This window comes from Streptomyces sp. NPDC033216, assembly GCF_055577115.1.
This window is the reverse complement of record NZ_JBVIQK010000001.1, coordinates 543,391-561,876: the sequence shown is the minus strand read 5'-3', so window position 1 is coordinate 561,876 and position 18,486 is coordinate 543,391. Positions and strand designations below refer to the sequence as shown.

At 72.2% G+C, this 18,486-nt stretch carries 13 protein-coding genes; 7 read left to right on the top strand and 6 right to left on the bottom strand.

The window, feature by feature from the left end; all coding sequences use genetic code 11:
• Positions 1-207 precede the first annotated feature (207 nt).
• Positions 208-711 (bottom strand): MarR family winged helix-turn-helix transcriptional regulator, encoded by a 504-nt coding sequence (locus ACZ5Y0_RS02380; RefSeq protein ID WP_469126764.1) that lies wholly within the window; start codon positions 709-711, stop codon positions 208-210.
• A 114-nt stretch (positions 712-825) separates the two neighbouring features.
• Between ACZ5Y0_RS02380 and ACZ5Y0_RS02375 the strand changes: the two genes are divergently transcribed.
• Complete coding sequence (locus ACZ5Y0_RS02375) at positions 826-1,761, top strand: EamA family transporter (RefSeq protein WP_469126763.1); 936 nt, start codon at positions 826-828, stop codon at positions 1,759-1,761.
• Positions 1,762-1,792: 31 nt separating this feature from the next.
• Positions 1,793-4,360: an aminopeptidase N gene (pepN, locus tag ACZ5Y0_RS02370; RefSeq protein ID WP_469126762.1), complete on the top strand. Its 2,568-nt coding sequence runs from the start codon at positions 1,793-1,795 to the stop codon at positions 4,358-4,360.
• A gap of 85 nt (positions 4,361-4,445) precedes the next feature.
• Here the strand turns inward: pepN (ACZ5Y0_RS02370) and ACZ5Y0_RS02365 are convergent, their stop codons facing one another.
• Positions 4,446-5,639: an RNA polymerase subunit sigma-70 gene (locus ACZ5Y0_RS02365; protein WP_469126761.1), complete on the bottom strand. Its 1,194-nt coding sequence runs from the start codon at positions 5,637-5,639 to the stop codon at positions 4,446-4,448.
• A 132-nt stretch (positions 5,640-5,771) separates the two neighbouring features.
• Here ACZ5Y0_RS02365 and ACZ5Y0_RS02360 point away from each other — a divergent pair, with 132 nt between their 5' ends.
• A complete protein-coding gene (locus tag ACZ5Y0_RS02360; RefSeq protein WP_469126760.1) occupies positions 5,772-6,275 on the top strand; it encodes a DUF1203 domain-containing protein in 504 nt (167 codons plus the stop codon).
• 66 nt (positions 6,276-6,341) lie between these two features.
• On the opposite strand, the gene ACZ5Y0_RS02355 is transcribed toward ACZ5Y0_RS02360, so the two are convergent.
• A complete protein-coding gene (locus tag ACZ5Y0_RS02355; RefSeq protein WP_469126759.1) occupies positions 6,342-7,358 on the bottom strand; it encodes an aspartate-semialdehyde dehydrogenase in 1,017 nt (338 codons plus the stop codon).
• Between the two features lie 324 nt (positions 7,359-7,682).
• On the opposite strand from ACZ5Y0_RS02355, the gene ACZ5Y0_RS02350 reads away from it, so the two are divergent.
• Together ACZ5Y0_RS02350 and ACZ5Y0_RS02345 are read left to right on the top strand one after the other, a co-directional pair.
• Positions 7,683-8,216 carry a sigma-70 family RNA polymerase sigma factor gene (locus tag ACZ5Y0_RS02350; protein ID WP_469126758.1) on the top strand — a complete coding sequence of 178 codons (534 nt, stop codon included), beginning with the start codon at positions 7,683-7,685 and terminating at the stop codon, positions 8,214-8,216.
• Position 8,217: 1 nt separating this feature from the next.
• Positions 8,218-9,201 carry a hypothetical protein gene (locus tag ACZ5Y0_RS02345; RefSeq protein WP_469126757.1) on the top strand — a complete coding sequence of 328 codons (984 nt, stop codon included), beginning with the start codon at positions 8,218-8,220 and terminating at the stop codon, positions 9,199-9,201.
• A 68-nt stretch (positions 9,202-9,269) separates the two neighbouring features.
• Here ACZ5Y0_RS02345 and ACZ5Y0_RS02340 read toward each other — a convergent pair whose 3' ends face one another.
• Positions 9,270-12,578: a S8 family serine peptidase gene (locus ACZ5Y0_RS02340; protein ID WP_469126756.1), complete on the bottom strand. Its 3,309-nt coding sequence runs from the start codon at positions 12,576-12,578 to the stop codon at positions 9,270-9,272.
• A 656-nt stretch (positions 12,579-13,234) separates the two neighbouring features.
• On the opposite strand from ACZ5Y0_RS02340, the gene ACZ5Y0_RS02335 reads away from it, so the two are divergent.
• Entirely contained in the window at positions 13,235-13,699 is a 465-nt protein-coding gene (locus ACZ5Y0_RS02335) for an NUDIX hydrolase (RefSeq protein WP_469126755.1), read from the top strand.
• 103 nt (positions 13,700-13,802) lie between these two features.
• Here ACZ5Y0_RS02335 and ACZ5Y0_RS02330 read toward each other — a convergent pair whose 3' ends face one another.
• Positions 13,803-14,852 (bottom strand): hypothetical protein, encoded by a 1,050-nt coding sequence (locus ACZ5Y0_RS02330; RefSeq protein WP_469126754.1) that lies wholly within the window; start codon positions 14,850-14,852, stop codon positions 13,803-13,805.
• A 217-nt stretch (positions 14,853-15,069) separates the two neighbouring features.
• Positions 15,070-17,688, bottom strand: a complete 2,619-nt coding sequence (gene pepN, locus ACZ5Y0_RS02325; protein WP_469126753.1) for an aminopeptidase N — start codon at positions 17,686-17,688, stop codon at positions 15,070-15,072.
• Between the two features lie 140 nt (positions 17,689-17,828).
• Between pepN (ACZ5Y0_RS02325) and ACZ5Y0_RS02320 the strand changes: the two genes are divergently transcribed.
• A complete protein-coding gene (locus tag ACZ5Y0_RS02320) occupies positions 17,829-18,473 on the top strand; it encodes a mycothiol-dependent nitroreductase Rv2466c family protein (protein WP_401471158.1) in 645 nt (214 codons plus the stop codon).
• Positions 18,474-18,486 lie beyond the last annotated feature (13 nt).

Genomic DNA, 18,486 nt, shown 5'->3' with positions numbered 1-18,486 from the left:
ACCGCCGTACGGCGCCGGGGACGGCGCCCTCGCGCGTCGTACGGCGCCTGCCCGCGCGCCGGCCGCGCCGACGGGTGCGGCGCGGCGAGGTAGCGCCGCGCGGTGAGCCGGCGGTGACGGTGGCGGTGATCGAGGCGGCGCCCACCGCGCACGTCGGCTGAGCGGCCGAGCCTCCTGTCTCGGTCCACGCCCCTGCCGTCGGCGCGCCTACCGTTCTGTCGCGAGCAGCAACTCCCTCAGCAGATCGGCCAGTTGGCCGGCCCGTTCGGCGTCCAGGGCCGCGGTCAGGGCCGCCGTCTGGACGGCGAGGCCCGCCCCGACCGCCTCCTCGACCACGGACAGACCCTGCTCGGTGAGGGTCACCTGGAGGCCCCGGCGGTCGTGCGGGTCGGGGGAGCGGCGCAGGAGGCCGGCCCGTTCCAGCTTGTCGAGGCGGCCGGTCATGCCGCCGGTGGTGAGCATCAGCGTCGCGGACAGTTGCCGGGGCGAGAGCGCGTACGGCTGGCCGGAGCGGCGCAGGGTGGCCAGCACGTCGAACTCGCCGCGGGAGATCCCGAGGCCCGCGTAGGCCTTCTCCATGCGGTCGCCCATCGCGCGGGCGAGCCGGGAGACGCGGCCGAAGACCTCCATGGCGGTGGTGTCGAGGTCGGGTCGTTCGGTCGCCCACTGCTCGACGATCGCGTCGACCGGGTCCCTGCGCTCTGCACTCATGCGGGGAGTATCCGCCCGCTTCCGGTCGCCCGCAAAAAGTAGCTTGATTGTAAGTTGCTTAGGACTAAGCTAATCACCGTCAAGCAGACTTCCTTCCGGAGAGGGGTGCCGGTCATGAACCGGGCCGCGACCGTCCTGCTCACCGCCCTCGCCCCCGTCGCCTGGGGCACCACCTACGCCGTGACCACCGAGTTCCTGCCGGCCGACCGCCCCCTGTTCACCGCCCTCATGCGCGCTCTGCCGGCCGGCCTGCTGCTGCTCGCCCTCGTGCGGGTGCTGCCCCGCGGCGCCTGGTGGGGGAAGGCGACGGTGCTCGGCGCCCTCAACATCGGCGCGTTCTTCCCGCTCCTGTTCCTCGCCGCCTACCGGATGCCGGGCGGCATGGCGGCCGTCGTCAGCTCGGCCGGACCGCTGTTCGTCCTCGCGTTCTCGGCGCTGCTGCTCGGGCAGCGGCCCGCCGCCCGCACCCTGCTCACCGGGGTCGTGGCCGCCTTCGGCGTCAGCCTGGTCGTGCTGAGGGCGACCGGGGGACTGGACGCGGCCGGGCTGCTGGCGGCGGTCGCCTCCACGGCGTCGATGTCGGCCGGTCTCGTCCTGGCCAAGAAGTGGGGCGCCCCCGAGGGGGTCGGCCCGCTGGCGCTCGCCGGCTGGCAGCTGACCATCGGCGGCCTGCTCATCGCGCCCCTCGCCGTCTTCGTCGAGGGCGCACCGCCCGCCCTGGACGGCGCGGCCGTCGGCGGCTACCTCTACCTGGCCCTGGCGGGCACGGCGATCGCCTACTGGCTGTGGTTCCGCGGGATCGGGCGCCTCAGCGCCACGCAGGTCACCTTCCTCGCGCCGCTGTCCCCGCTGACCGCCGCCGTGGTCGGCTGGGCGGCCCTGGGCGAGGCGCTGACGGCCGTGCAGCTGGCCGGCATGGCACTGGCGTTCGGCGCCACGGTGGCCGGACAGCTCGGTCCGCGCCGTAGCGAGGTCACCCCGACCGCGCGAGGCCGACAGGAGACGCCGGAGAAGGTCGTCGCCCGACGCGGTGCCGCCGTGGAAGGATGACGCGACCGACACATGACGAGGAGATGACCGCGTGCCTGGCACCAACCTGACTCGCGAAGAGGCGCAGCAGCGGGCGAAGCTGCTCACCGTTGACTCGTACGAGATCGATCTCGACCTGTCCGGCGCGCAAGAGGGCGGGACCTACCGGTCCGTGACCACGGTGCGCTTCGACGTCGCGGAGAACGGCGCCGAGTCCTTCATCGACCTGGTGGCGCCGACCGTCCACGAGGTGACGCTCAACGGGGACCCGCTCGACCCGGACGAGGTGTTCGCCGACTCCAGGATCGCCCTGCCCGGCCTGCTGGAGGGCCGTAACGTCCTGCGCGTCGTCGCCGACTGCGCCTACACCAACACCGGTGAGGGACTGCACCGGTTCGTCGACCCGGTCGACGAGCAGGCCTACCTGTACACGCAGTTCGAGGTGCCGGACGCCCGCCGCGTCTTCGCCTCGTTCGAGCAGCCGGACCTCAAGGCGACCTTCCAGTTCACGGTCAAGGCGCCGAGCGGCTGGACCGTCATCTCCAACTCGCCGACGCCGGAGCCCAAGGACGACGTCTGGGTGTTCGAGCCGACCCCGCGCATCTCCACGTACATCACCGCGCTGATCGTCGGCCCGTACCACTCCGTGCACAGCGTGTACGAGAAGGACGGGCAGAGCGTGCCGCTCGGCATCTACTGCCGGCCCTCGCTCGCCGAGTACCTCGACTCCGACGCGATCTTCGAGGTCACCCGGCAGGGCTTCGACTGGTTCCAGGAGAAGTTCGACTACGCGTACCCGTTCAAGAAGTACGACCAGCTCTTCGTGCCGGAGTTCAACGCGGGCGCGATGGAGAACGCGGGCGCTGTCACCATTCGCGACCAGTACGTCTTCCGGTCCAAGGTGACGGACGCGGCGTACGAGGTGCGGGCCGAGACGATCCTGCACGAACTGGCCCACATGTGGTTCGGCGACCTCGTCACCATGGAGTGGTGGAACGACCTGTGGCTGAACGAGTCGTTCGCCACCTACACCTCCATCGCCTGCCAGGCGTACTCCGCGGACAGCCGGTGGCCGCACTCCTGGACGACGTTCGCCAACTCCATGAAGACCTGGGCGTACCGGCAGGACCAGCTGCCGTCGACCCACCCGATCATGGCCGAGATCCGTGACCTCGACGACGTCCTGGTCAACTTCGACGGCATCACCTACGCCAAGGGCGCCAGCGTCCTGAAGCAGCTCGTGGCGTACGTCGGCACGGACGCGTTCTTCGCCGGTGTGCAGGCCTACTTCAAGCGCCACGCGTTCGGCAACACCCGCCTGTCCGACCTGCTGGGCGCGCTCGAGGAGACCTCCGGCCGCGACCTGGGCGCCTGGTCGCAGAAGTGGCTCCAGACCGCCGGCATCAACATCCTGCGCCCCGAGATCGAGACCGACGCCGACGGCGTCGTCACCTCCTTCGCGATCCGCCAGGAGGCGCCCGCCCTGCCCGTCGGTGCCAAGGGCGAGCCGACGCTCCGCCCGCACCGCATCGCCGTCGGCCTGTACGACCTCGACGAGGGCAGCGGCAAGCTGGTGCGAGGCGAGCGCGTCGAGCTGGACGTGGACGGCGAGCTGACGCCCGTACCGCAGCTGACCGGCAAGCGGCGGCCGGACGTCGTCCTGCTCAACGACGACGACCTGTCGTACGCCAAGGTCCGCCTCGACGAGCGGTCCCTCGCGTTCGTCACCGAGCACCTCGGCGACTTCGAGGCGTCCCTGCCGCGCGCCCTGTGCTGGGCGTCCGCCTGGGACATGACCCGCGACGCCGAACTGCCCGCCCGCGACTACCTGTCCCTGGTGCTGTCCGGCATCGGCAAGGAGTCCGACATCGGTGTCGTGCAGTCCCTGCACCGCCAGGTCAAGCTCGCGATCGACCTGTACGCCGACCCGGCCGCCCGCGGGGCGCTGCTGACCCGCTGGACCGACGCCACGCTGGCGCACCTGCGGACCGCCGAGGCGGGCAGCGACCACCAGCTGGCGTGGGCGCGGGCGTTCGCCGCCACCGCCCGTACGCCGGAGCAGCTCGACCTTCTGGAGGCGCTGCTGGAGGGCACGCAGACGATCGAGGGCCTCGCCGTCGACACCGAGCTGCGCTGGGCGTTCGTGCAGCGCCTCGCCGCGGTCGGCCGGTTCGACGAGGCGGAGATCGCCGGCGAGTACGGGCGCGACAAGACCGCCGCCGGTGAGCGGCACGCGGCGACCGCCCGTGCCGCCCGTCCGACGGCGGAGGCCAAGGCGGAGGCGTGGGCGTCGGTCGTCGAGTCCGACAAGCTGCCCAACGCCGTCCAGGAGGCCGTCATCGCCGGCTTCGTGCAGACCGACCAGCGTGAGCTGCTGGCGCCGTACACGGACAGGTACTTCGACGTCGTCAAGGACGTCTGGGACTCCCGTTCGCACGAGATCGCCCAGCAGATCGCGGTCGGTCTCTACCCGGCCGTCCAGGTCTTCGAGGAGACCCTGCGCAAGACCGACGCCTGGCTGACCTCGGCCGAGCCGAACGCGGCCCTGCGCCGCCTCGTCTCCGAGGCCCGCTCGGGCGTGGAGCGCGCCCTGAAGGCCCAGGCGGCGGACGCGCGGTAGCGGCGGTCGTCCGTACGGCTCGTACGGTGGTGAGGGGCGTCCGGTGTCCGGCCGGGCGCCCTTCGCCGTACCGCGCCGCGGGAGCTTACAGCCGCAGGGGCAGTCCGAAGGCCGGGAAGAGATGCGGTTCGAAGGACGTGATCTCCACGATCCGGTCGCCCTCGACCCGCAGCACGTCGAGGAGGTGGGCGCGGTCGACGTTCGTGCCGGGCCGGCGGAGGTAGACCCCGGCCGCGGGCTGTCCGTTGGCGCGGGCGGGCAGGTACCGCCGGTGGCCCAGGAAGTCGGGGGAGCCGGGGTCCCGGCTCGGCCGCAGGAAGGCCAGGACGGCGTCCCGGCCCCGGCACCAGTACGGGTTCGGCGGCGCGGTCAGCAGCACGTCGTCGGCGAGCAGCCCGCCCAGCGCGGCCGGGCCGTGGGCCTCGCCGGCGGCCATGTACCGGGTGAGGAGAGCGGCCTCGCGCTCGGCCGGCCCCCGCGCACGTCCGCCCGGCAGCAGGTCGCGCAGGGCGGTTCGGGCCCGTAGCAGGGCGCCGTCGACCGAGACCGGCGTCAGATCGAGCGTTTCGGCGGTCTCGGCGAGGCTCAGCCCGAGTACGTCCCGCAGGACCAGCGCGGCCCGCTGCCGGGGCGGAAGGTGCTGCATCGCCACGAGGAGGGGCAGCTCAAGGCCGCCGGACGGCTCCACGGCGTCCCCGGCCGTCTTCGGCAGCTCGGCGTCCGGGTAGGGCTGGAGCCAGGTGACCCGCGGGGGCGGCTCATCGGTGCGGCTGCCCGAGCAGGGCGGTGGCCCGTAGTAGTGGGGGCGGCGCGCGGTGCGGCGCAGCAGGTCCAGGCAGGCGTTGGTCGCGATTCGGTACATCCAGGTCCGTACGCTCCCCCCGGCCCGGAAGGTGTCCCGGGCCCGCCAGGCCCGCAGGAACGTCTCCCGGACGAGGTCCTCGGCGTCGTCGAAGGAGCCGGTCATGCGGTAGCAGTGGACCAGGACCGCACGGCGGTGCGTCTCGGCGAGCGCGGCGAAACCGACTTCCGTCAGGGCGAGTTCGGGCGGACCGGTGCCCGGTTCGCCGTACCCCTGATTGTCGTCCGCCGCCGTGTCCCGTGCCGTCCGGGCCACCCGCCGCAAGCGGTCCACGGAGGCCGTCAGCTCCACCACCCCGGCGTACAGGGCGGCCGGCTCGCCGGGCGTCAACTCCGCCGCCCCGCGTCCGATGTCGGCGACGAGACCCTCCACGGTCACCTCGCCGCGGGGGCGGGACTCTGCGTAGGTCGAGGCCACACGCACCTCCTGATAGTTGAGATCGTGACGACCGTACGCCCGATCAGGGCCTCGCCAGACCTGGAAGGTGAGATGTACGCGATGTCCGGAACCCGCCGGTGGAGCGGCCGGCGACGCGTGAGGCTGGACCGTATGACGACCACCACCGCGACCACGACGTACACCGCGCGCCCCATCGCACCCGGCGCCCTGGCGGAACTCCGCGTCACGGACGACGCCGGACGTCCGACGACGGCGTTCACCGACGGCGAGGGCGGCGCCCCGCTGCGCTGCTGCCTGCGCCGCAGCACGCCGGGAGAGCGGATCGCCCTCGTCTCGTACGCGCCTCTGCGCCGCCGGGCCGCCGAGACGGGCACCGACCCCGGGGCGTACGACGAACAGGGCCCCGTCTTCGTCCACGCCGACCCGTGCCCGGGCCCGGACGGCGCGGTCCTGCCCTTCGCCGACGCGCACCGCACGGTCCGCCGCTACTCGGCCGAGGGCCACATCCTGGGCGGCCGGCTCGTCGCGGACCCCTCGCCGGAGGCGTTCGCGCGGGCCTTCCGGGAAGCGTTCGACGACCCGGCCGTGGCGTTCGTCCACGTCCGGGCCGTCGAGTACGGCTGCTTCCTCTACGAGGTCACCGCAGGCCGCTAGGTCCCGAAGACGCTGGGTCGGCGAAGACGCTGGGTCGGCGAAGACCGCCAGGTGACCGAGGACCGACTAGCCCTTCAGCTCCTTCGCCACCAGCTCCGCGATCTGCACCGCGTTCAGGGCGGCGCCCTTGCGCAGGTTGTCGCTCGACACGAACAGGGCGAGACCGTTGTCCACGGTCTCGTCCTGGCGGATGCGGCCCACGTACGACGGGTCCTTGCCGGCTGCCTGGAGCGGGGTCGGGATGTCGGTGAGGACGACGCCCTCGGCGTCCGCGAGCAGCTCGGTGGCGCGCTCGGCGCTGATCGGGCGGGCGAAACGGGCGTTGACCTGGAGGGAGTGGCCGGAGAACACCGGGACGCGCACACAGGTGCCGGAGACCTTCAGCTCGGGGATCTCCAGGATCTTGCGGGACTCGTTGCGGAGCTTCTGCTCCTCGTCCGTCTCGTTCAGGCCGTCGTCCACGATCGAGCCGGCGAGCGGGACGACGTTGAAGGCGATGGGCCGCTTGTAGACCTGCGGCTGCGGGAAGTCGACGGCCTCGCCGTCGTGGGTGAGCCGGTCGGCGTCGGCGACGACCTTCTGCGCCTGGCCGTGCAGCTCCGCGACGCCCGCGAGACCTGAGCCGGACACCGCCTGGTAGGTGGCGACCACCAGGGCCTCCAGGCCCGCCTCGGCGTGCAGCGGCTTGAGGACCGGCATCGCGGCCATCGTGGTGCAGTTCGGGTTGGCGATGATGCCCTTGGGGCGGTTCGCGATCGCGTGCGGGTTCACTTCGGAGACGACCAGCGGCACATCCGGGTCCCGGCGCCAGGCCGAGGAGTTGTCGATCACGACGGCGCCCTGCGAGGCGACCTTTTCGGCCAGTGCCCTCGAGGTCGCGCCACCGGCGGAGAACAGCACGATGTCGAGGCCGGAGTAATCGGCGGTCGCCGCGTCCTCGACCGTCACGCCGTCCAGCTCCGTCCCCGCGGAACGGGCCGAGGCGAACAGGCGCAGCTCGCTGACGGGAAAGTTCCGTTCCTTGAGGATCCTGCGCATGACCGTGCCGACCTGACCGGTGGCTCCGACGATTCCGACCCTCACGGCGACTCCCTCTGTCTGTGCTGCTGCGTGCGTACTGCCTGGCCGAGACCTTTCCATGATGCGGCCGACATGGGTCTGCCTGTCCAATCCTTTGACCGGCATGCCCGAGAACTGGGACACCCAGGACCCCCGCACGGTTCCGGAACTTGCGTCCACACCCCCCTGAGCTGGAGGAATTCGCTCCGCGAGGGGTCCCGGCCGCAAGCTGTGGCGCCGCGTGCGGCGGTGTGACGTACGCCTCCGAACGATTTCCCGGCGCCGTGCCGAACGTTTCCGGGTGCGGCGGCGTCGTAGAGGTGACGCGGGGAGGGGGAGGGGATTTCCGTGCTGCGCAGAACGGCCCGCCGCGGACCGGGGGAGGACACCGCGGACGGTGATCCCCTGGACGCGGCCCAGGAACGCCGGGTGCGGGCGGTGCTCGCGCTCGGCGGGGTACCGCAGGCGGACCTGCCGGACGGGGTGCAGCAGGTCCGCCTGCGGCTGCTGGAGCGTGCCGCCAAGGGGGACGACGCGCCACGTGACGTCTCGGCGTGGGCGGCCGTCGTCGCCTCCAATCTCGCCATGGACTGGCACCGGGCCAAGCGCCGCCAGGAGCGCCTCGGGGAGCGGCTGGCGTCCCTGCGCCAGCACGAGCACCCCTCCGGCGAGGACACCAGCGTGCTCTCCCTCGCCGTCGCCCAGGGCCTGGACGACCTGCCCGACGCCCAGCGCCAGGTGGTCGTCCTGCGTTTCTACGCCGATCTGCCGGTGCGCTCGATAGCCGAGGAGCTGGGCGTCCCGGAGGGCACCGTCAAGAGCCGCCTGCACACGGCGGTCCGCGCCCTGCGCGTCCGCCTGCACGAGGACGAGGTGGTGTGACATGCCCGCCGGACACGAACCCGAGACCCACCACGACGACCACGACGACCATGAGCGCCGGGCCGGCCGGGAGGGCGACGACGGCCGGGCCGGCCACGGCGCCCGTGCGGCTCGCGACGCCGGCGAGGGCCGGGACGGCGGTGACGGCGGTGACGGTCACGGTGGCCGGGCCGGCCACGGCGCCCGTGCGGCTCGCGACGCCGGCGAGGGCCGGGACGGCGATGACCGCCGCGGCGGCCACGGGGGCCAGGGCGGTCCCGACGCCACGGATCCCCTGATGGCCGCCATCCTGGGCGTGCCGCCGGCCGGGGACCTCCGGGAGGATCCCGGCCTGGTGGCCGGGCACCGTGCCGCGGTGGCCGACGTGGCCCTCCTGCGGGAGCAGTTGGGTGTTCTTGCCGATGCCCTGACCCGGCCGCCGGTGGCGGAGCCCGCGCGGCGACCCGCACCCGTCCCGCTCCGGCCGCCGCGGCGGCGCCTGTTCCCCCTGGCCCTGAGGACGTTCGGGGTGGCCGCAGCCGGTGCGCTGGTGGTGGGGAGCGGGTGGCTGCTCGTCCAGGTGAACGGGGGAGCGGACGACATCGCCTCGTCCAGCGGCGCCGACAGATCGGCCGCCGACGAGAAGGCCGCCGGGTCCGACGCCCACGACAGCCCACTCGGCGACCCCGGCTATCTCGCCTGCGCCCGGCTGGTCGTCGAGGGCGAGGTCACGGACGTCGCGCCGGTGCGCGGCACCTCCCGCGAGCGGGTCACCGTGCACGTGACCCGCTCCTACAAGCCGGACGCCGCGACGGAGGACGAGGTCGAGTTCGTGATGGAGCAGGACATGGACCCGCTGGTCGCGGAGGGCGACCACGTCCTGGTCGGTTTCACGCGGGGGTCGGCCTCTCCCGACGTCTGGGCCGTCGGCGAGGACGACATCGCCGCCGAACGCTCGGCGCTGGCCCGCGCCCTGCCCGAGGCGAGCGGCACGGCCTGCGAATGAGCGAGGGGCGGGCGCCCGACCGGACGCCCGCCCCTGCTCACTCACCTGCTCACCCGCTCATCGGGGTGTCACTGCGTGACCTTCTCGATGACCACGTTGCCGAGGCCCGCGACGGTGCCGCGCGCGTTCACCAGCTGGACCTGGCCGAAGAAGGACCGGCCCTCCGGGGCGGGGGCCGCGGCGGTGACGGTCGCGGAGACCGTCGCCGAGGCGCCCGTGGCCAGCTTGACCGGCGTCGACTCGTCGACGCCGACCGTGCCGAGCGAGGACGCGAAGAACACGTCCAGGTAGTCGTACGCGGTCGTGCCGGCCGGCACCGAGTAACCCGCGACCTCGATGGTGTACGTCCCGGCGGCGGGCGACGGGATGGACACCGCCTCGTTGGAGTCACCGTCGGCCTGCTGCGCGACCTGGTTGCCGGCCGCGTCGTACACGGTCAGGTCGAGGTCGGCGGAGGCGTCGGAGACACCGCCGATGGAGACGTCCAGGGACTTGGCGCCCGCGGGCACCTCGACCGTGGTCGTCTGGTTCTCGTGGTCCGCGATGGTCGGACGGGCCTTCTTGGACGAGCCGAGCGGGCCGCCCACCAGCTTGCCGTCGACGGCGGCGAAGTTGTTCGTCACCTTCCAGGAGACGGCGGCCGGGGTGCCGACCTTCGCCTCGGGGACGGTCACGGTCGCCGGGTCGAAGGCCGCGCCGTACACGGTGACGTCCAGCTTGTACGGGTTGTCGAGCAGCGGCGACGTGCGGCGCGACTCGACCTCGATCTCCCAGACGCCGGGCTGCGGGTCGGCGTACGACCGCGCGTCGGGCCGGCAGCCGTTGCCGTCGAGGTAGTTGTTGTAGCAGTAGACGGTGGCGCTGTCCTCGACGGCGACACCGTACGGGTGGATCGAGATGAACCGGGTCTGGCTCTTGTCCTTCAGCCCGCCGATCGCGACCTCCAGCGACGACGCGCCCTCGGGCACGGTCAGGAAGTAGTGCTGCGAGCTGTTGCGCTGCACGGTGCTCCGGGCGGAGAACGTGTGCGCCACCGGCGTCGAGACGACGACCGTGTTCAGGACCAGCTTGTCGGTGCCCTCGGTCTTCGGGTCGTCGACCTCGAGGATCGCGCTCTTGATGCCCGCGGACCTGGGAGCGGCCTGGATCTTGACGGTCACCGGCTTGTTCAGCGGCAGCTTCACCTCGTCCGAGCCGACGATCCGGAAGGCACCGGACGCGTTGTTCTCGAGGTGCAGCTCGTGACGGATCGCCTTGTCGGCGCCGGTCGTCCGCGTGATGGTGACGTCGTACGTCTTCTTCTGGCCGGCCTTGAGGCCGCCCTCGCGGTCGTAGATGCCGGTGCCGAAGCCCGGCGTCTTCAGCGCGGCGTCGAGCGCGGTGTCGACCGGGGCCTTGACCGTGTACTCGTGGGCGGTGGCGCCGTCCTTGATGGCGTCCCAGGCGTCCACGATGTTGATGGCGCCCGCGCCCTCCTCGTAGGCCTGGAGGCCCTTGATGTGGTCGGCGGTCGAGGTGAGCGCCGTCCGCAGGTCGGCGGGCGACAGCTCGATGTGCTTCTGCTTGGCGGCGCTCAGCAGCAGCGCCGAGGCGCCCGCGGCCTGCGGGGAGGCCATCGACGTGCCCTGGAGCATCGAGTAGCCGGCCGGCAGGGTGTAGCCCGCGTCGGCGACCGGGGCGCCCGGCAGCCAGGTCTGGGTGGTGTTGATGGCGGCACCGGGGGCGACCAGGGTCGGCGTGAAGCCGCCGTCCTCACGCGGACCACGCGAGGAGAAGGGCAGCAGCGCGTACTTCTTCGTCACCTGCGAGCCGTAGTTGGCGGCCCAGGTCTCCTTGGAGATGGCCGCGCCGACCGAGATGACCTTGTCGGCCAGGCCGGGGTCGCCGATGGTGTTGGCGCCGGGGCCCTCGTTGCCCGCGGAGATCACCAGCTGGACGCCGTAGGTGTCGATGAGACGCGTGTACAGCTCGGCACGCGCGTTGTTGCCGTCGTTCAGCGCCGGGAGGCCGCCGATCGACATGTTGACGATGTCGACGCCGCGGTTCACGACGAGGTCGATCATGCCCTCGGTGAGCGCGACGTTGGTGCAGCCGGGGCCGAAGACGCAGGCGCGCGAGGAGACGATCTTCGCGCCGGGGGCCGCGCCGTTCATCTTGCCGCCGAACAGGCCGTTCGCGGCGGTGATGCCGGCGACGTGGGTGCCGTGCTCGCTGGCGATGAGACCGATGTTGGCGAAGTCGGCCTTCTTGCCGACCCAGTCGCCGCCGAACGGGTCCATCGGGACGTCCTTGCGGACCTCGACGACGAACGGCTGCCGCTCGGCGACGTCGGTCGCCGGGTCGTCGGTGCCGAAGTACCCGATCTGGTAGCCGTCCTTGTACGGCTTCATGGCGGTGTCGTCGGTGAAGTCGCCGTTGGCGTTCACATCGACGGTGACCGTGCCCGCCGCGGCGTCGTACAGCACGCCCCAGGAGTCCGTGGTGTCGCCGTCGCGGTTGACGTCGCCCTTGGCGTCGCCGCCCGCGGTGGCCGACTCGCGGAACAGGTTGACGGAGTGGGTGCCCGCCGGCGCGGTCCAGGTGCGGCCGCCGTAGGTGAAGGTGGGTCCGGAGACCGAGTTCACCATCGGCCGCCAGCTCGCGTCGCTGTCCAGGATCGGGTCGGTGGCGGTGACCCAGTCGACGATCTTGCGCTCGCCGGTGGTGGTCTTCTGGAGCGCGGGGTGGGCGAGGTCCACGCCGGAGTCCAGCACACCGATGGTGATGCCGCGGCCGTCCGCCTTCGGGTGGTCGTCCACGAAGTCGACGGCGCCCGTCTCGAAGGACGGGTTGTACGGGTTCTCGGCGGGCGTCTTCCTGCCCGGCGCTGGGTAGGTCTTCGCGCTCGCGGTCCTGTCGGCGCCCCTGGCGGAGTCCGCGGTCGGCGTGGGGTCGTCGAGGACGATCTCCTGGCGCAGGTCGATCGCGCGCACCGAGGACAGCTTGGTGGCGGCGGCGATGGCCGAGTCCGCCTTGCCGGTCGGGACGGTGGCGCGGACGTAGCCGAGCTTGTCGTAGGACAGGCCCACGGAACCGCCCTTGACCGCGTCCAGTTCGCCGGCGACCTGCTCGGTCCGACCGGGCGCCGTGGCGACCATCAGCGTCACGTTCTTGTCGCCGGCGGCCTTGGCCTCGGCCAGAACGCCGGCGTCGTCCGAGCCCAGCTTGTCGGCGGCGGACTTCACGCCCGGGTCGGCGGCGGCCGGGGGCTGGTCGGCGGAGAAGGCCAGAGGTATCGGCCCGGCCGCGGACAGCGCGGCCACCAGACCGGCGGCCACGGCTATCTGGGCCACGCGTCTCGCGCCGGGTATCGGTTCGCGCTGGGAGGTGTGGGTCATCGGCATCCCTTGTAGGTAAAGGAACGAGCGTCACGCGACCGGGCCGTTCCTGCCTGATCGCGATCGTCCGGAATGCGATCCCGGACGATCGCACAGCTTTATCCAAGGGGCGGTTGTTTGGGGACAGTTGACCGAATCGATATGCATGTATGGGGAAAACCCTCTACGAGGCACCTGTGCAAGGGCTTTCGGTCACCTGTGTGATGCCGGTCGCGTGCCATCCTCCCGCGCGATGCCGCTCGGGCGCGGCCGTTCCGTACGATGCCCGTCGGGCGCCGTCGTTTCGCGTGGTGCCGGCAGGGCGCGGTCGTCCCGCGGGGCGTCGGTCAGGCTTCCTTCGTGCGGGCGTGGTGGCGGGACGTCTTCGCGCGGTTGCCGCAGGCCGTCGTCGCACACCGGCGGTGGGTGCCGTTGCGGTGTTCCTCAGCTCGCAGACCTCGCGTCCGACCCGCGCGCCGGACTGCTGTTCCCCGACGGGACGACGGGCCGCACCCCTCCAGCTCGCCGGGCAGGCCGCACCGCGTCCGACCGCGACGGCGGCGCACGGTGTGCTTCACCGTGACGCACTCCGTCGACACGCCCACCGCGCTACCCCGCGCTGGTCCGCGCCCGAATACTCACCTGCCAACCCGGTCCGTGACCGCTAACGTCTCGGTGTGCGCAAGAAGTTGAGGGTGGCGGCCTACGCCGTGTGCGTCCGGGACGGACAGGTGCTGCTGGCCCGCTCGCCCGCCCCCGACGGCACCCCGGAGTGGGTGCTGCCCGGCGGCGGCATGGAGCACGGCGAGGACCCCCACGACACCGTCGTACGGGAACTGGAGGAGGAGACCGGGTACCGCATCGAGGTGACCGGTCTCCTCGGCGTGGACTCCTCCCACCACGTCATCCGCCGCGAGCGACTGCGCGGCCCCGTCGACCACCACGCGGTGCGGATCGTCTACGAGGGCCGGGTGGCCGGCGGCGAACTCCGCAACGAGATCGGCGGCTCGACCGACCTGGCCGCCTGGCACGATCTGACGGCCGTACCGCAACTGACCCGGATACGACTGGTCGACGTGGCGCTGGAACTGTGGCGGGAACGGCCCGTGCACGGACGGGTGTCGGTGCCGGGTGAGAGCTGACGGGCGAGGGCGGGACGGGCTGTCGGGAACGACAGGAGGAGGGGCCACCGGATCGTGTCCGGTGGCCCCTCCTCTCCCCTCCTGACACCGCTCCGGTCCGTCACTACCGGGGCAGCACCACGACACGCGCCGCCGGATCGCGGTCGCCCGACGCCATCAGGGCCGTCCGTACCACCGCCGCCTGCTGCTCCATCCCGTCCCGGAGCTTCTTCGGTGTCATGTATACGACCGTGATGCCCAGCCGCTCCAGATGCTCCCGCTTGCGGGCGTACTCCGACCACAGCGCGTCCTCGTCCTGACGCGGAGCCCGCGTGTCCAGCTCCACCGCCACGGCCTGCTCCGGCCAGTACGCGTCCAGGCCCCCCAGGTGCGGGCCGCCCGGCAGCCTCAGGTCCACGTTCCACACCGGATCCGGCAGTCCGAACTCCCGCACCATCGCGTAGAGGCGGCCCTCGGCGATCGCCCGCCCCTCGGCCACCAGCGAGTCCACGGCGTCCACCACATGCGGCCGGCTCAGCAGCTTGGCCTGACTCAGTTCCCCTACGATCGCGGCCGGTTCGCAGTGGCCGCCGCGCACCGCCTCCGACAGCAGCCGTCGTACCGTCCCCGCGTCCGCCAGTTGGGACACCGCGTCCGCCAGGGCGCGCGGCACCGGCGCCACCGGTACGCCGGTCGCCTCCTCCGGGGCCGGCAGGGACGCGGTGCGCAGGACGTGCGCGCAGCCTGTCGAGCGCAGTCGGCGCAGCCGCGGCACCAGGACGTCGATGCGGTCCAGGGAGAGCAGCGGGGGCCCGGAGGTGAAGCCGTGCAGGGTCAGCGCGGCCAGCCCCGTGATCATCGCCTCGCGGTACACGGGCCGGTGCGGTTCTCCCGACCCCGGCTGGACCGGCACCCCAGGCGCCGTCACCTCGCGGGCCGCGTACAGCAGCACCGCGTGCAGCCGCTCCTCGCTGGTCGGCGGCCCCGGGTGGATCAGGTACACGCCCGGCAAGAGCTGTTGCCAGGGCCCGTCCGGCCGGCACCGCTCGTTCACCTCGGTCGGGGACACGCCGTGCGAGCGGAGCTGGGCGGCGGTCAGCACGCGCCGCTGCACCTCCGAGAGGTGACGCAGGGGGCGGGCGGAGGCCTGGGGGAGGGGGGTGTTGTGGTTCATGACCCGGAGATTCCCGCCTCGGACCGCTCCTGTAACCGCTGTTACACGCCTGTCGACAAACTCGGACAATCTCGCACTAAAGGACGGATGTTCGGATGCCGAGTAGGGGCCGAAAACCCCTGGTCCCTTCGATGGGGGCCAGGGGTCACGGTTCCGATTGACGGAATTCCGTAACGGTCACCGTCCGGCGGAGTCCAGGCCAAAGGCCAGCCGGCCGTCAGTCCGTGCCGGCCCCGTCCGCCGCGTCGCACGCCTGCCCGCGCAGCCCTCGTGCCAGGTCGTCCCGCGCCTCCATCACCAGTCGGCGCAGGGCAGGCGGCGCGGACTCGTGCGCGGCGAGCCACGCGTCCGTCGCCGCCAGCGTCCCGGGGGAGTCCAGCAGGGCCGGGAACAGGCCCTTGACCACGTTCATCGCGATCTGGATGGAGCGCTGCTCCCAGATCCGCCCGATCATCGCGAAGTACTTCTCCGCGTACGGGGCGAGCAGCTCCCGCTGCGAAGGCTGCTGGAACCCCGCGATGGTCGCCTCGACCAGTGCGTTGGACAGCGAGTCCGACTCGACGAGCTGCACCCAGGCCTGCGCCTTGACCTCCGCCGACGGGCGGGCGGCTAGGCAGCGCACCTGGTGCCGCTTGCCCGACGCGGTGTCGTCGCGGGCCAGCTCCGCCGCCAGGACGCCCTCGTCGGCGCGGCCCCGCGAGGCCAGCGGCTCCAGGAACGCCCAGCGCAGCTCCTGGTCCACCTCGAGACCGTCGATCCCGGCGGAGCCTTCCAGCAGCCCCTGGAGCAGGTCGAGGTCGGCGGGGGCGGACGCCGCCGACGCGAAGAACCGCGCCCACGCCAGCTGATGCTCGCTGCCCGGCTCCGCCGCCCGCAGCTCCGCCAGCGCGCCCTCCGCGAGCAGCCGCTCGCCGGCCGGCCGCCAGTCGGGCGCCGCGTAGTGCACCAGGGCCGAGTCCGCCCACGCGTGCAGCATCTGGAGCACCCCGATGTCGGTCTCGCGCCCTGCGAACCGCAGCACCAGGTCCACGAAGTCCCGCGCGGGCAGCAGCGCGTCCCGCGTCATGTTCCACAGCGCCGACCAGCACAGCGCGCGGGCCAGCGGGTCGGTGATGTCCCCCAGGGACTCCCGGAGCGCCGCCAGCGAGGTCTCGTCGAACCGGATCTTGCAGTACGTCAGGTCGTCGTCGTTGACCAGGACCAGTTCCGGCGCCTCCGCGCCCACCAGCTCCGTCACGACCGTCCGCGGCCCCTGGACGTCCGCCTCCGCGCGCGCGTAACGCACGAGGCGCCCGTCGACCCGCCGGTACAGGCCGATCGCCACCCGGTGCGGCCGCAGCTCGGGGTGCGACTCCGCCGCCTCCTGGAGCACCGCCAACTCGTCGACCCGGCCCTCGGCGTCCAGCAGCACCTGCGGGGTCAGCGAGTTCACCCCGGCCGTCTGGAGCCAGGACCGCGCCCATACGGCCATGTCCCGGCCGCTGGTCTCGCCGAGCACCGACAGCAGGTCGCCGAGGCGCGTGTTGCCGTACGCGTGCCGCTTGAAGTAGCGGCGGGCGCCCTCCAGGAACGCGTCCTGCCCGACGTACGCCACCAGCTGTTTCAGGACCGACGCGCCCTTGGCGTAGGTGATGCCGTCGAAGTTGAGCTTCGCGTCCTGGAGGTCACGGATGTCGGCGGTGACCGGGTGGGTGGAGGGCAGCTGGTCGGCCCGGTAGGCCCACGCCTTGCGGCGGTTGGCGAAGGTGATCCAGCCGTCGGTGAAGCGGGTCGCGCCGACCAGCGAGAAGGAGCCCATGAAGTCGGCGAAGGACTCCTTCAGCCACAGGTCGTCCCACCACTCCATGGTGACCAGGTCACCGAACCACATGTGCGCCATCTCGTGCAGGACGACGTTGGCCCGCGCCTCGTACGACGCCTGTGTCACCTTGCCCCGGAAGATGTACTCCTCCCGGAAGGTCACCAGTCCCGGGTTCTCCATCGCCCCCAGGTTGTACTCGGGGACGAACGCCTGGTCGTACTTGCCGAAGGGGTACGGGTAGTCGAAGTGGTCGTGGAAGAAGTCCAGGCCCTGCTTGGTCACCAGGAACACGTCGTCGGCGTCGAAGTAGGGCGCGAGCCCCTTGCGGCACAGCGCGCCGAGCGGGATCTCCAACGTCGTACCGTCGCCCAGCTCGCGCGTGTAGGAGTCCGTCACGTAGTGGTACGGGCCCGCCACCACACAGGTGATGTACGTCGAGATCGGCCTGGTCTCCGCGAACCGCCACACGCCGTCGGTGCGCTCGCCGGTGCCGTTGCTCCACACCACCCACTCCTCGGGCGCCCGCACCTCGAAGCGGAACGGGGCCTTGAGGTCGGGCTGCTCGAAGTTGGCGAACACGCGGCGCGAGTCGGCGGGCTCGTACTGCGTGTAGAGGTAGACCTCGCCGTCCTCGGGGTCGACGAAGCGGTGCAGGCCCTCGCCGGTGCGCGAGTAGGCGCACCGGGCGTCGACGACCAGCTCGTTCTCGGCGGCGAGGTCGTCCAGCTGGATCCGGGAGCCGTCGAAGACCTCGCCGGGGTCGAGGTCGCGGCCGTTGAGGGAGACGGCCGTCACGCTCGGCGCGACCAGGTCCGCGAAGCTGGACGCGCCGGGCTCGTTGCACCGGAAGCGGATCGTGGTGACCGAGCGGAAGGTGCGCGGCTCACCGCTGCCGTCGCCGGCCGTCTCGCCGCCCGGGCCCCCGGTCGCCTCGCCGACCGCGGAGCGCACGTCGAGGGACACGTCGTACCCGTCGACGGACAGCAGGGCGGCCCGCTCCCGGGCCTCGTCACGGGACAGGTTCTCACCGGGCACGGGCGGTACTCCCTCGATGTGTCTGCGCGATCGCTGTGGACAGCACCGATCCTGCCATGCGCCCCTGACGACCGTCAGCGGGGAATGACCGGCGTGGGCCGTGGCGTTCACCAGGGAAACGCTTCCTCTGGAGGAGAGACATGTCGCAGAAGACCCCCGTCGACTTCTGGTTCGACCCACTGTGCCCCTGGGCCTGGATGACCTCCCGCTGGGTGCTGGAAGTGGAGAAGGTCCGTGACATCGAGGTCCGCTGGCATGTGATGAGCCTGGCGGTGCTGAACGAGGACAAGCTCGACGAGCTGCCCGAGGAGTACCGGGACATGCTCGCCACCAAGGCCTGGAAGCCCGTCCGGGTGGTGACCGCCGCCTGGCAGAAGCACGGCGCCGAGGTGCTCGGCCCGCTCTACACCGCGCTCGGCACCCGCTTCCACAACAACGGCGAGGGCCCGACCCTGGAGGCCATCGCCGGCGCTCTCGAGGACGCCGGACTGCCCGCCGACCTCATCGAGTACGCCGAGCAGGAGAACTTCGAGTTCGACGCCGAGCTGCGCGCCTCCCACAAGGAGGGCATCGACAAGGTCGGCCAGGACGTCGGCACCCCGGTCATCGCCGTGCCCGGCGCCGACGGCGAGCAGATCGCCTTCTTCGGCCCCGTCGTCACGCCCGCCCCGAAGGGCGAGGAGGCCGCACGGCTGTGGGACGGCACCCTGGCGGTCGCCTCCGTGCCCGGCTTCTACGAGATCAAGCGGACCCGCACGAAGGGCCCCGACTTCAGCAACCTGTGAGCCCTGGGCTCCC